The sequence below is a fragment of the Microcoleus sp. Pol17C6 genome, assembly GCF_036701145.1.
In the GTDB taxonomy this organism is placed as follows: Bacteria; Cyanobacteriota; Cyanobacteriia; order Cyanobacteriales; family Microcoleaceae; genus Microcoleus.
Map to the genome: position 1 here is coordinate 14,907 of NZ_JAUBQH010000076.1, position 13,089 is coordinate 27,995.

Annotated in this window: 13 protein-coding genes; 12 read left to right on the plus strand and 1 reads right to left on the minus strand. The window is 44.4% G+C overall.

From position 1 onward, the window contains the following. Positions 1-61: 61 nt before the first annotated feature. Complete coding sequence (locus QUA25_RS25570; protein ID WP_333042163.1) at positions 62-736, minus strand: hypothetical protein; 675 nt, start codon at positions 734-736, stop codon at positions 62-64. A 59-nt stretch (positions 737-795) separates the two neighbouring features. On the opposite strand from QUA25_RS25570, the gene QUA25_RS25575 reads away from it, so the two are divergent. From QUA25_RS25575 to QUA25_RS25630, 12 genes are all read left to right on the plus strand, one after another. Beyond that, positions 796-948 carry a hypothetical protein gene (locus QUA25_RS25575; protein ID WP_333042165.1) on the plus strand — a complete coding sequence of 51 codons (153 nt, stop codon included), beginning with the start codon at positions 796-798 and terminating at the stop codon, positions 946-948. A 961-nt stretch (positions 949-1,909) separates the two neighbouring features. Next, entirely contained in the window at positions 1,910-3,100 is a 1,191-nt protein-coding gene (locus QUA25_RS25580; RefSeq protein WP_333042166.1) for a LuxE/PaaK family acyltransferase, read from the plus strand. 69 nt (positions 3,101-3,169) lie between these two features. Continuing rightward, a complete protein-coding gene (locus tag QUA25_RS25585) occupies positions 3,170-3,550 on the plus strand; it encodes an iron-sulfur cluster assembly scaffold protein (RefSeq protein WP_333042167.1) in 381 nt (126 codons plus the stop codon). Positions 3,551-3,844: 294 nt separating this feature from the next. Further along, positions 3,845-5,023 carry a cysteine desulfurase family protein gene (locus QUA25_RS25590; RefSeq protein ID WP_333042169.1) on the plus strand — a complete coding sequence of 393 codons (1,179 nt, stop codon included), beginning with the start codon at positions 3,845-3,847 and terminating at the stop codon, positions 5,021-5,023. Between the two features lie 17 nt (positions 5,024-5,040). Then, entirely contained in the window at positions 5,041-6,741 is a 1,701-nt protein-coding gene (locus QUA25_RS25595; protein WP_333042170.1) for a fatty acyl-AMP ligase, read from the plus strand. A 142-nt stretch (positions 6,742-6,883) separates the two neighbouring features. Beyond that, complete coding sequence (locus QUA25_RS25600) at positions 6,884-7,171, plus strand: acyl carrier protein (protein ID WP_333042171.1); 288 nt, start codon at positions 6,884-6,886, stop codon at positions 7,169-7,171. Further along, on the plus strand, positions 7,171-8,265 hold the full coding sequence (locus QUA25_RS25605) for an NAD(P)-binding domain-containing protein (RefSeq protein WP_333042172.1): 1,095 nt from the start codon (positions 7,171-7,173) through the stop codon (positions 8,263-8,265). The genes QUA25_RS25600 and QUA25_RS25605 overlap by 1 nt, the downstream gene beginning before the upstream one ends. A 19-nt stretch (positions 8,266-8,284) precedes the next feature. Continuing rightward, positions 8,285-8,809 (plus strand): SRPBCC family protein, encoded by a 525-nt coding sequence (locus QUA25_RS25610; RefSeq protein WP_333042173.1) that lies wholly within the window; start codon positions 8,285-8,287, stop codon positions 8,807-8,809. 71 nt (positions 8,810-8,880) lie between these two features. Further along, complete coding sequence (locus QUA25_RS25615) at positions 8,881-10,230, plus strand: HlyD family efflux transporter periplasmic adaptor subunit (protein ID WP_333042174.1); 1,350 nt, start codon at positions 8,881-8,883, stop codon at positions 10,228-10,230. A 26-nt stretch (positions 10,231-10,256) separates the two neighbouring features. After that, positions 10,257-11,462 carry an ABC transporter permease DevC gene (gene devC / locus QUA25_RS25620; protein ID WP_333042176.1) on the plus strand — a complete coding sequence of 402 codons (1,206 nt, stop codon included), beginning with the start codon at positions 10,257-10,259 and terminating at the stop codon, positions 11,460-11,462. Between the two features lie 13 nt (positions 11,463-11,475). Beyond that, positions 11,476-12,153 carry a DevA family ABC transporter ATP-binding protein gene (locus QUA25_RS25625; protein WP_333042178.1) on the plus strand — a complete coding sequence of 226 codons (678 nt, stop codon included), beginning with the start codon at positions 11,476-11,478 and terminating at the stop codon, positions 12,151-12,153. A gap of 684 nt (positions 12,154-12,837) precedes the next feature. Continuing rightward, a complete protein-coding gene (locus tag QUA25_RS25630; RefSeq protein WP_333042180.1) occupies positions 12,838-13,038 on the plus strand; it encodes a tyrosine-type recombinase/integrase in 201 nt (66 codons plus the stop codon). The last annotated feature ends 51 nt before the right edge of the window (positions 13,039-13,089 follow it).

Here is a 13,089-nt window from a genome sequence, read left to right on the forward strand (position 1 = left end):
CTATGCAAGTAATATTTGCAGGCGAAACTTCAGACTAAACACCTTCGGAATTTACGATCGCTCACCAGCGAGCACTTGTCTCATCATCACTCAACCGCATTAGACAAACTTTCAAACCACCACACGCTTGGTACGGACATGATCGAGCGCTCTCCGCTAACCGATCGCGATCGCCCATCCAATCCCCATACTCCCCATGCTCGCCCGCCCCCCAGACTATGATGTACTCTAGCCCTGGATCGATCTGCACGCCAAACCCACCGCTAGAGAAGTTAAATATTGCGTAGAGGTGGTCTGGCCCAACAGACCCTCGCAAGAAAACAACGCTTGTCGCCAATGTTGGGAATTCCTTGAATATTTCAGCGAAGAAGCGTTGAGTGAATTCAGGAGTGTCGGCTAAAGCGATGTCTTGTGGCTGGCTCCACCACTGGCCCTTTGTCTCACGGCCACAGCGAGGATCGTGTTCTGGAAACTTGTCCATATCTCGTAACTGTAGGGGAAAAAGAAATCCCATCTCGAATTTAAAAATTTTGAGCGGCGATGGCACGTCTTGAACCAAGCGACGGAGGCTGTGTATTCTACGCCCGCCATCCAGGACTACCACGTTAAGAAATCCCCCAGTCCGATGCAGGAATGCAGTAAGTGCGGCTTCTGAGCGGTTTCGTGGGGTCGATCGCGCACTTAGCGAGCTTAAAACGCTCGGCAGACATTCGGGCGATGTCTGGGCAGTTGCCATCACGCCCGATGGACTTAAAGCAATTTCTGCCTCGTCCGACCAAACACTAAAGCTGTGGGATGAGAGAAAGTGGGGAGGCGATCGCTACTTTCATCGGAGATGGTGCCTTATTTTGCTGCACCGTTGCGTCCGATGGAGTAGCAATTGTAGCAGGTGATGAATCGGGTCGCGTATATTTCCTACGGCTAGAAGGGATAGAGCCACTAACTTAAATTTCTTATGCGATTGTCGTTGGCAAGGCGCAATTTGCAGAGTTTCAGCGGCTTAGACTTTTTGTGGGATAGCACGAAAACTCATATCGGGGAGGGTATAAAAGCTTATGAAAAATGATGAAAAGTAATAAAAACTTATACCCGCTAGCTTTCCTCAGCTCTGTCGCTGGTTGTCTGTTCTGTGCTTAAGACGGAGAAGACAACCAGAGGCGAGTACATAAAATTGCATAAAATCGCATGAAAATACATATTTTAGCCCTTTGATTTTTCCTTGCAAACGACGAATTAATCAGATGCGATCGGCTTGCTGGGTAGCTTGATCGCCGTAATTAATCTCCGGTAAATCGGTAGGGAAATGCGCTTATTTTGACTTATTTTGACTTTTAAGTCCGATTACCCGTAACTCCACAGCAAATCGGGGACTGGATTCGATCGAGATTATTTCCAATCCAAAATCCAAAATCCGTGACGCGGGTCTGCAAAGCGAGCGATCGGCTTGATGCGGTAGCTCGATCACGAGCTAGTTATTTACGGTTTACCAGTAAATAAACCGTGCTTTAGTTTAGTAATTTGTTAATTAGAGGGCGTGTTTTTGCATGTCATCTTCTTTTTTTCAGAATCTTAATAAAATTAAATATTTAAGTTCTTGCCAAACCCAAATAAGTTTTTTATGATAGCTATTATTGCTGAGGTAAAGTACATCCTTCAGCTATTCCAATAAATCTACTCATGGAGCCTAATAGTTCAACGGCTGCTACCAGGGTATTTCAAAATCGCTGAAAAAGTGCCTAAGTCATAAACATCGTGATAGGGCTGCGCTGAATTCGTCACTATTAACCCAACTACGTTTGAGACACATTACCAATTTACGTGTTCTTTAGGCTTTAGGGGCGTAGTATATCGTTCAAGAATGCGCTTATTTCACTATCCTTAATTTTTTTTTGGAGTTAAGACTAAAAGTATGAGTGACTTATTTTCCACACTCAAAGAAGAAGGATTCAATCCAGTGAAAGTTGCCATTTCTTCTGTTAGTGAGCTGTATGGGCTTTCAGAATCAAAGCTGCTCGCATTTAGGACATCTTTGATAAAGGATTCGTTTGCCTTTCACTATGCTAACAATGACTTTTTTAAAGCTTCCTGCAATGACAAAGGAATTACACCAGATTCCATTAAATCGCCTGAAGATATGGTGAAAATTCCCCTGCTTCCCATTAGTCTTTTCAAGTCTGCCAATAGTCACAAATTGTTATCGGTGAACCTAAGATTGATTGAACTGGAAATGCGTAGCACGGGAACTTCTGGCATCCCAAGCGTTGCTCGTCGTTGCTCACAGACAGTGGATTACGGGATCTTAGGCATCTATGCTATGTACCGCGAATTCTTCAAGATTTCTAAAGGGGCTGGATTATATTTATGTCCTTCTACAGAAGAGATTCCAGAGATGGGTATGATTAAAGCCCTGAATATGCTGGCAGGGTTGCTGGATACTCATCGCTTTATGGTGACGAAGGATCGGTTTGTACCAGAGGAGGCATTAACGCAGTTGAATGAATGGTCACACAAATTTGACCGTCACGTTATTGGACCACCTTTTATTATTCATCGTTTCATCAGCTTCCTGAAAGCGACTAACCAAAAGGTTCAACTCGACAAAAATAGTTATATAATCACCCTTGGTGGATGGAAACGCTTTAACGGTCAAATGATTTCTAGAGTGGAGTTTAACAATGAATGTATAGAATATCTTGGGGTTGAAAAAAGTCAAATACGAGATATATATGCACTTGTCGAATCGAATGTTGTAGCGATCGATGATGAACATGGTGTCAAACACGTTTCTCCATTTGTTCATTTCTCTGTACGAGATCCAAAGCAATTGGATAAGGAAGTTCCAATTGGCGAAACAGGACAATTGGCAATCTTAGATCCTCTTGCCATGTCCACTCCGGGATTTATCCTGACTGAAGACTTGGTAAGACTTCTTCCGAAAGACAGTAACTCTTGGCGAAGTGGTCAACGGCTACAGTATATTATGCGCTTGCCTGAATCGAGCGAATTTGGATGTTGTGCTGTCAATCTTGATAAACAATTGGATGGTCTAGAACCTGAAAAAGCGAACAATAACAACGTTTGCCCTGTAATTTCTGTTTAGTATGTGTGCTTTACCCACCTTCTAGGGGGTAAAGCATCAATTTTACCTAGCCCTTATCAAGTCACAGCTATGTACAACGACATTGTTATTGCGAACTTTTCAGATCCAGAACATAGCGGTGAGATCCAGAACCCGCATCTTGAGTTGGAAGTAGGCAATTCTGTTTGTGGCGATCGAATTCGGATTCAAATTGAAATGGAGGGCAATCGGATTACCAAAGGAGTCTTTCGAGCTTGGGGCTGTGCTACTTCGGTTGCTACGGCTAATATTTTCTGTTCTTTAATTAATGGCAATGAGATTGAAACAATAGTAAATTGCGCTAGAAGTGAGCTTGATACAATGTTGGGCAAATTAGAACCCTCGCAGCATCACTGTCTCGATATTTTGCATGAACTTCATGATCAGCTAAAAACAAATCTTACTAACTCAGGCAGAATTAAGCAGCTATGAGGCCATAGGGATGGAGATTTCCTTAGTTAAGATGCAATTGAATGGAGATTAGGTTCAATCCTAATTCTGAAATAAACCGTTCCATCACAGGTCATTAAATCAGTTCACCTGTAGCTTGCCCTCTAAAAGCTTAAGGAGAGTAAGTAGGAGGTTGTCTAGCTACAGGGTAACTGGTCATCATATTTAGCAAGATTGAGTGCAAATAGATTGGCATTGAAGGGAAAATCCAGTTTAAAGGGTCACGCTCTTTGCGACAGTCAGTTCGGTTAATTGTTATTAAGGAAAGTCGAAACAATGCAAAATCGAATGATTTCAGGGTATTTCGATTATAACGCTACTACTCCAGTGTCAGATAACGTAGCACAAGTGATGAAGACGACTATAGATCTATTTGCTAACCCTTCTGGTATCAACAAATATTCAGTCGCTAATAAAGACTTGCTCAATCGTTCTAGAGAAACTGTGGCGCAGCTACTAGGAACAGAGGCGACAAAGATATTTTTTACATCCGGTGGCTCGGAAGCAAATAACTGGGCGATTAAAAGTAAGTTGTTTCAACAATTGAGGACACCTGGACATATTATTACTACGGCTATTGAGCATCCATCAGTCCTGAATACTGTCAAGTATTATGCTGAGAAGTTTGGATTTGAGGTAACCTTCGTCTGCCCTCAAGCTAATGGTGCGGTAGCCATTGATGACATTGTTAGCGCCATACGACCTAATACCCAGTTGGTATCGATGATGTATGCCAATAATGAAACTGGTGTGCTTCAACCAGTGGAAGCTGTCGCGCAAATCCTGCGTGAAAGGAATATTAAGTTTCATGTTGATGGTGTCCAGGTGATTGGCAAACGTAAAGTAGATATTGAGAAGCTGGGCATAGACTATCTGTCCTTCTCAGGACACAAATTTTATGGGCCAAAGGGGATCGGTGGTTTGTATGTACGAGATATAGAGGGTTTTTCTCCACTCATTCACGGTGGTGGTCAAGAAATGAGTCTGCGCTCCGGGACTGAAAACTTAGTCGCTATTGCTGGCTTGGCTAAGGCGGCTGAGGAAGCTGCTGCCAATATTGACCAGTGGGATGCCCATTGTTGGGAGTGTAAGGGATACCTGATGAAACTTCTGAAGAAATCTCATATCAGTTGCAGATTTAATGGATTGACTGATTACGATCATAGTATTTCCAATACCTTGAATATCCTGATTCCTGGGATTAGGGCTGAAGCATTAGCGGCTCTGATGGAAACGAAGTGTGGAATCATTATCTCCATTGGCTCAGCCTGTAGTAACAACAAAACCAAAAAACTTTCTCACGTCTTAGAAGCGATGGGGATGAGTGAGCGAGAGATTCAGGGTTCTATTCGTGTGAGCGTTGGTCGTTTCACGACGCTGAATGACATCCAACAATTTGTTCATGGTCTGGAATCCTGTGCCAATAAGCTTTTGGAAATTAGTTGTGTAGCGTGATAACGAAGGATTTTGGGATGATAGATTGTACGAAAAATAATCACAAACTGTTGTGTGATGCAATTTTCAGCCACGCTAAACGGCAAGGTGATTCTCTAGCCTGTATCTTCCAACCCTATGGAGTTGAAACTGCTAAGAAGCTAACGTACCGGGAATTGCACGAGCTTGTATTGCAGCGGGCGAAACTGCTGATTCATCGCGGATATATGGGACAAGCCGTTGCTCTGTTGTTCCCCAATGGACTTGATTTTGTCGTGAATTTTCTCGCGTGTCTTGCTTCTGGAGCCATTGCCATTCCGCTAAACTTGTCTCGTAATGCTCAGCAGATGGAACGCACAGTCGCTATTCTAGATGATGCTGGTGTAGAAACCATTCTGACGACTGCTGATGCAAGAGTTCAGCTAGAACAGCAACTGCACGAAATACCAGAATTATCTGGAAGAAGTTGGATCTGGATAGATGAATATCAATCAGAACCAACGGACATCACATTGCCTGTCCTTAGCCCCAACCAGCTAGCGTTCATTCAGTACACGTCTGGCTCAACCAGCTTACCTAAAGGGGTGATGATCAGTCATTCCAATATCTTGGACAATCAAAAAGCAATTCAGGAAGCCTATAACTATCCAGAAGGACTGCTTGGAGGGGGATGGTTGCCACAGTTCCATGATATGGGGCTAATTGGTCAAATGTTACAACCATTGTTTCTGGGTGGAACTTATATCTTTATGCCACCAATGAACTTTGTTCAGCGTCCTCTTCGCTGGCTCGAACTCATTTCGCACTATCGTCTTCATAGTTCTACATCTCCTAACTTTGGTTATAAGCATTGCGTAAAGTACATCAAAGATAGTGAAGATTTATCACATTTAGACCTGAGTTGCTGGAAAGTGGCGTTGAATGGTTCAGAGCCGATCGATCTTGATACTATGGAAGCTTTCTCGACTAAATTTCAGCAGTATGGTTTTGACTCAAAAGCTTTTTCACCTTGCTACGGTTTAGCTGAGGCTACGTTGTTTGTGTCTGGTAGTGTCCCCGGCATGGGTGTACAGACTCTAACCTTGGATGAGGAGTCTTTTGAACGTGGTCAGGTGAAAGAAGCGGATAGGGGGAAAACTCTCGTTAGCTGTGGTTTAATCAGTTCTCATTTCAATGTGCACATAGTTGATCCTGACAGCACAGAGGTATGTGAGCAGGGAGAGATTGGTGAAATTTGGGTGTCAGGAGCGTCAATAGCTCAGGGGTACTGGAAAAATGCAGAAAAGACGGAAGAGTGTTTTTATGCACAATTGAAACAACCCGATGGTAAATATTACTTAAGGACTGGGGATCTGGGGTTTATTCATGAAAAAATGCTCTTTGTTACAGGACGGATAAAAGAGCTGCTAATTATACGTGGACGTAACCTTTACCCGTATGATATTGAGCATACCTGTAATAATTATCGGTATGCGTCAGGAAATAACGGTGCTTCTGTTTTTACCATTGATGTCGATCGTGAATCAAAACTAGCGGCGGTTGTAGAAATACAGCGCCAGCCTTTCAAGGAAAGCGATCATCGTCAATTGATCAGAGATCTGCAAGAAGCTGTGATGGCTCGTCACGATATTGTGTTTGACTACCTAGTATTGGTCAAACCGGGTACTATTCCCAAAACGAGCAGTGGCAAGATAAAGCGAGCTGCCTGTAGAAATCTGATTAGCTCTGTTAGGGCTTAATTAGAAATAGTGAAACCCGGCCGCATAAGGCTTTCGGAATTTTTTTGACGATGGGCTGTTATGTTTGCCTTGTAAAGTTTTGGTAGTCCTTTACGACCTTTACCACCCATAAAGTTTTTTAAATAACAAAGGAGAAATTACAATGACGACTGAGTGTATAGGTGAAATCCAGGTTACTCTTGCTGAAAAATTGAGTGAGTATCTTTCTGCAAAAGTACCTGGGTTTTCATATACAGAACACCTTGACTGTTCATTCTCTAGTTTAGGACTTGATTCCGTTTCCCATGTAGAGATGACAGCTATGATAGAAGATCATCTTCAGATAAAAGTTGATCCCACATTAGCATTTGATTATCCAACCATTAACTCTTTGGTTAATTATTTGCAGACAAATTTTGTAGAAGTTACTGAACTAAAGGAGCAAGGTTGATGTTTGATTATGATTGTGTAATTGTTGGTGCTGGGCAAAGTGGTTTATATGCTGCACATTTGCTAAATAAACGAGGTATTTCTTACATTGTTCTAGAACGAGATCGGATTGGACAGGTTTGGCATAATCGCTGGGAAGGCATGAGATTATTTACGTCTCGGCAGTTTTGTGGCCTTCCTGGCTTACCGTTCCCTGGTGACTCCAATAGCTTCCCCACCGTCACTGAAATGGGCGATTATCTGAAGATGTTTGCTCATAAGTTTGAAGTATTTACTCGTGAGAATTCTGAGGTTGTAAGCCTTACAAAAGAGCAGGGACGGTTTATCGTGACTTTGAAGGATGGTGATCGCCTGTCAGCCAGAGCGGTAATTAATGCAACAGGCTCAAATCAGGTTCCTCACATTCCGTCCATTAGCTCTCATCTATCGAATAATGTGTTGCAGTTTGATGGTACTCTCCAGAGTCTGGCGCTGATTCCAGATGGTAGTAGAGTAGTTGTCGTGGGTGATGGCGCGACAGGCCGTCAGATCACTGGCAGGCTTGCTAGTGCGTGCAAGGTTACGTTATCAACTAGTACATCTCGCGGTTTACCTCCAGGTGTTGTCCTTGGTAAGGATCTGTTCTGGTGGCTCAACAAGATAGGGATATTGTTTGCTGATAAGTCTAGTGTGGCAGCCAAATTTCTCCAGAAGCGTAATCCAGTACCCTGCGGAAACTTCAATAATCGAACGCTCAAAAAAATGGGAGTTCGTATTGTGGGCCGGGCACAAAGCTGCTCAGAACAGACCGTCTTTTTTGAGCAGGGTGAAACCTCTGAGGCTGATGTTGTCGTTTGGGCGACTGGTTATCACGATCGCACTGACTGGCTGCACCTACCCCACTGCATTAATGAAGCGGGCTTTGTAGAAGAGTATGGCATAACTCCCGAACCTGGACTATTTGTTCTTGGACGCAAATGGTTGAGTTGCCGTGCTTCCGAGTTACTGATGGGACTTCCGAAAGATGCTGAGTGTGTGATTTCTGCAGTTGAGCAGTATTTGAAAACAGATCCTAACTTCTCACTAACTCCAGAAGAACTTGCCACAAACAAGTAAACAGGGGAAAAATCCAGAAATGAGCACAACACAAACTCTCAATCAGCAATCAAACATGAGCATAAAAATTGATACGTTAGACGGACAGAGGCGACATATACTTGCTAACATCAAGATTCCCTACTCGCCAGCGCAAGTGTGGCAAGTCATCACAGACTATGAATCTTTCCCTGAGTTTATGCCCACCATGACCGAGAGCCGACGTTTAGAGCATCCCTCCGGAGGTATTCGCCTAGAACAAATTCGGACTAAGAGTTTGGTGGGGATCAAGATATCTGCTCGTTCTGTTGTCGATATAGAGGAAAGGTTTCCTCATGAGATCCACTATCAACTGATTGAGGGAGACTTGAAGGAGTTCTCTGGTTACTGGCGCTTAGAAACAATAAACTCATCGCAAGATCAAACTGGCGTTGAACTTATTTATGACTTTACAGTTTTGCCTAAGCCAATTATACCAGCGCCAGTATTCAACCACTTTCTCAAGAATGATATACCTGGTATTTTACTAGCCGTTCGCCAGCGAGTGGAAAAGCTATTTGGTTAAACTGCCTAAAGATGCTTATGCGTTGCATCTGGTGAAGAACCTAACACACTAACAGTCTGTACTAGCATGAAATGAAATATAAAGACATCTCAGGTATAAGCAGTGGGGTTTCTAATCCAAGTTCTGGTAAACCACAACGCTGGCTGTCTATTTCGGTAGGATTGGTGACAGTGATGTTAGTGGTGGGTTCGATCCTGGCGGTGCGACATTTTCAGGTAAGTTCAGCTCCGAGCGAAGTAAAAGCGAAAGCACCTGCACCACCATCAACGGTCAGTGCTCTGGGACGGTTGGAGCCATTAGGGGAAATTGTGCAGGTGGCGGCTCCAGCGGGGACGGCTGGGGCACGCTTGGAGAAACTACTGGTGGCAACGGGGGATCGAGTGAGGGAAGGGCAGGTACTGGCGGTTTTGGATCTGCAAGCGAAGTATCAAGCAGCCGTGGAGCAAGCCCAGAGTCGGGTGCAAATTGCGGAGGCTCAGCTAGCCAAAGTGAGGGCGGGTGCAAAGCAGGGAGAAATCCAGGCACAAGCAGCCCTAGTCGAGCAGTTGCGGATTGAGCGATCCAACCAGATTACGGCGCAGCAGTCCAAAATTGATCGTATCCTTGCCGATTTGCAGGGAGAAGTAACAGCACAACAAGCAACGGTGAAACGGTGGGCCGCAGAGTATCGTAATGCCAATATGGATAGCAATCGGTTTAAGCAGCTTTATACCAGTGGTGCTATTTCGGCATCACAGTACGAAAGTGCTAAGCTGAAAGCGGAAACAGCAAAACAGCAGTGGGCAGAAGCCGAAGCCATGCTCAACAAAATTCATACTTCACGGCGGGCAGAAATTGCAGAAGCGAAGGCAATACTAGAGCGAATTCAAGCAGGACAATCCAAACAGATTAATAGCGCCCAGGCAAACCTTGATAGAATTTCAGAAGTGCGCCCAGTAGATATACAGATTGCTCAGGCGGAGATTGCCGAAGCACAAGCGAATTTACGCCAAGCCCAAGCGGTGTTGGAAACGGCAAATATCCGTGCCCCCCAAGCAGGACAAGTGCTGAAGATCCATACGCGTGCGGGCGAGACTATACGCAGTATGGGTGATATCCTGGGAATTTTGGATTTAGGGCAAACGCAGCAGATGGTTGCGGTGGCTGAGGTTTACGACAGTGATGTGGGGAAGCTTAGAGTAGGTCAGAGAGTGACGGTTCAAGCTCCCTCAGTTCATGAAACGCTGCAAGGAAAGATTACAGAAATTGGACATATAGTACAGCGACGAAATGTGATCAACACAGACCCTACGGCAAATATCGATGCACGTATTGTCGAGGTGCGAGTGGAGCTCGATTCAGAATCAAGTCAGAAGGTGATGAATCTGACTAATTTGCAAGTAGACGTGTCGATACAGCTTGGGCAGGAGGGAGTTCAATGAAGGTCTTCCAGAAACCCAAATCTGCCATGTCAAAAGTGCCATCCGTTGCCCCAAAAACACTTAACCTTTGGCAACGCTTGCGACGTCGGACTCCTTTGGGGTGGCTGCAATTAAAGCATAAAAAGGGGCAGTTCATTATGGCGATTTCGGGAGTCGCCTTTGCTGATATTTTGATGTTAATGCAATTAGGGTTTCAGGGAGCGCTGTTCCAAAGTTCAGTGCGAGTTCATGAAACCTTGGAAGCAGATATTGTGCTGACCAGCCCGCAGATACGAAATATGTTATATCCCAGCGAATTTTCGCGGCGACGGTTGTATCAAGCGTTAGATGTTCCGGGAGTGGCCTCGGTCAATCCGCTGTATATCGTGCTGGCGAATTGGAAGCATCCCACAACGCGCAAACAAGGCATGATGCTGCTTTTGGGCGCTGATCCGAGTCGTAAATTCATTACTCGATCGGATATTAATCAAAATCTCGATCTATTGAAAATCCCCGACACATTACTCTTTGACCAGAAGACGCGAGGCGACTATAAAGCAGCGCTGACAGATTTTGCTCAAAATAAATCTGTGCTTACGGAAATCAAAGGGCAGAAACAAGAGATTCGAGGTTTATTTTCGATCGGTTCCTCTTTTGGTGTAGATGGTAGTTTGGTGACGAGTACGGAAACTTTTCTACGACTAAATCCTCAACGTGGTGCTGGCAATGTGAGTGTGGGGCTTATCAAAATTACCCCTGGCAGTGACCCACACCAAATTGCCCAGGCATTGCGACAAAAATTACCGAATGACGTAAATGTGTACACCCTAGAAGAATTTATCGAGTTCGAGAAAAACTACTGGGCGACGAATACCCCTATCGGCTTCATCTTCCGCTTGGGTGTAGCTATGGGCTTTATTGTAGGGGTAATTTTAGTGTATCAAGTGCTGTCCACGGATGTAAATTCCCATATTCAGGAATATGCAACCTTCCGCGCTATGGGCTATACCCAACGTTATTTATTGGGCATTGTGTTAGAGGAGGCAATCATCTTAGCAGTGCTGGGATTTATTCCAGGTGTGGCTATTTCTAGTCTATTATATTATCTGACCCGACAGGCGACGAGTTTACCGATCTACCTAACAGTTGGCCGTGCGATGGGGATACTGATAGCTACAATTTTTATGTGTTTGATTTCCGGTATGATCGCTACGCGCAAACTTAAATCTGCCGATCCTGCTGATATTTTCTAAGCCTGAACTTCTCATGGAATACGCAATTGATATTCACAACCTCAATCATTACTTCGGTCACGGTAATCTGAAAAAGCAGGTATTGTATAACATCAATTTGCAAATCAAAACGGGGGAAGTCGTGATTCTGACTGGTCCATCTGGATCGGGAAAAACGACACTGCTGACATTAGTGGGTGGTTTGCGGTCTGCCCAAGAAGGCAGTCTCAAAATTCTTGGTCAGGAACTCTGCGGTGTCAGCGCAAAAAAGTTAGTCCATGCTCGCCGCAATAATGGGTATATTTTCCAGGCACACAACCTGCATCATAGTTTGACAGCACAGCAAAACGTGATGATGGGGCTAGAAATGCATCCAAATTACAGTCGTGAAATGATGCGGCAACGCGCTACGGAGATTTTGCAGCATGTAGGTTTGGACAATTATATTCATTATTACCCGCATGATTTATCCGGGGGGCAAAAGCAACGGGTAGCAATTGCACGGGCGTTAGTTAGTGGTCCACGTTTTGTTTTAGCTGATGAACCGACAGCCGCACTCGATAGTAAATCTGGTCGGGCAGTGGTAGATTTAATGCAAAGTCTTGCACGGGAGCAAGGGTGTACGATTTTGCTGGTGACACATGATAACCGGATTTTGGATGTGGCAGATCGGATTGTGCGTTTGGAGGATGGGCAATCTCTTCAAGTCTGATTCGCCGCAGCTTACTGTGCCTACCTAAGTGCCTACCTAATATGAAATGAGCTTTGATAGGGAGTATGGCTAATACCAATTTTCCAAAGCTATGCAACAGTAATTACGGCTGATAAAATATAATCCAGTTATAGATGCTATTTCTTGTTTGGAAAATTTCTCCAGAAAAACGCAAATTTTTTCTTTAAGACAATCTAAATTTTTATAAATTTCTCAACTTATATCCTGTCCGGTCGATTGACCATGATTAAACTTTTGCCTCCGGCTACCAATAGAAATGAATTATATCAAGTTGGGGTAATTACTTATAAGACTAGAAGGCGGGCGATCGAACTAGAATGTTGACGATGGACAGCACGCCTAGCTGTCGCCCGAGCGCGCCTCGGAATCAGTCACTCGTCCATGTCCGGCGGGTGGTTGCCCACCAATGAAAACAAGTCCGTCCGCGAATCAAGTCTTGTTGACCGAGCAATTGCTGACAACGATAGATCAACAGCTCTATTCTACGCCCGCCCGAAGTGAGCTGAACTACCACGTTAAGACATACCCCCAACCGATGCAGTAATGCAGTATTTGCGCCAAACTTTCTGGTATCGGGTCGAGTTTACCAAGATGAAGATAGAACGGCACGGGCAAGCCAAAATACTCACGCAACAGGAAATCGAGCTTTAGTTCAACAAAGGTTTGCAAACCGCTCGCGATCGCACCTTGTTTGGAGTTTGTCTCTACACCGCCTGTCGGATTGGCGAAGCTTGTTCTGTCATGGTCAAGGATATCTACACGAACTCTGGCACCGTCCGTTCTACAATTAACGAACGCAAAGCCAACACCAAAGGAAAACTCCAAAGCCGAACGATTCCTGTCGGGGCGACAAGTCGTCTATAACGCTGATAGAATAAGCCTCATAGCTCTTATGCCTTGTTGATAATTAGGTAG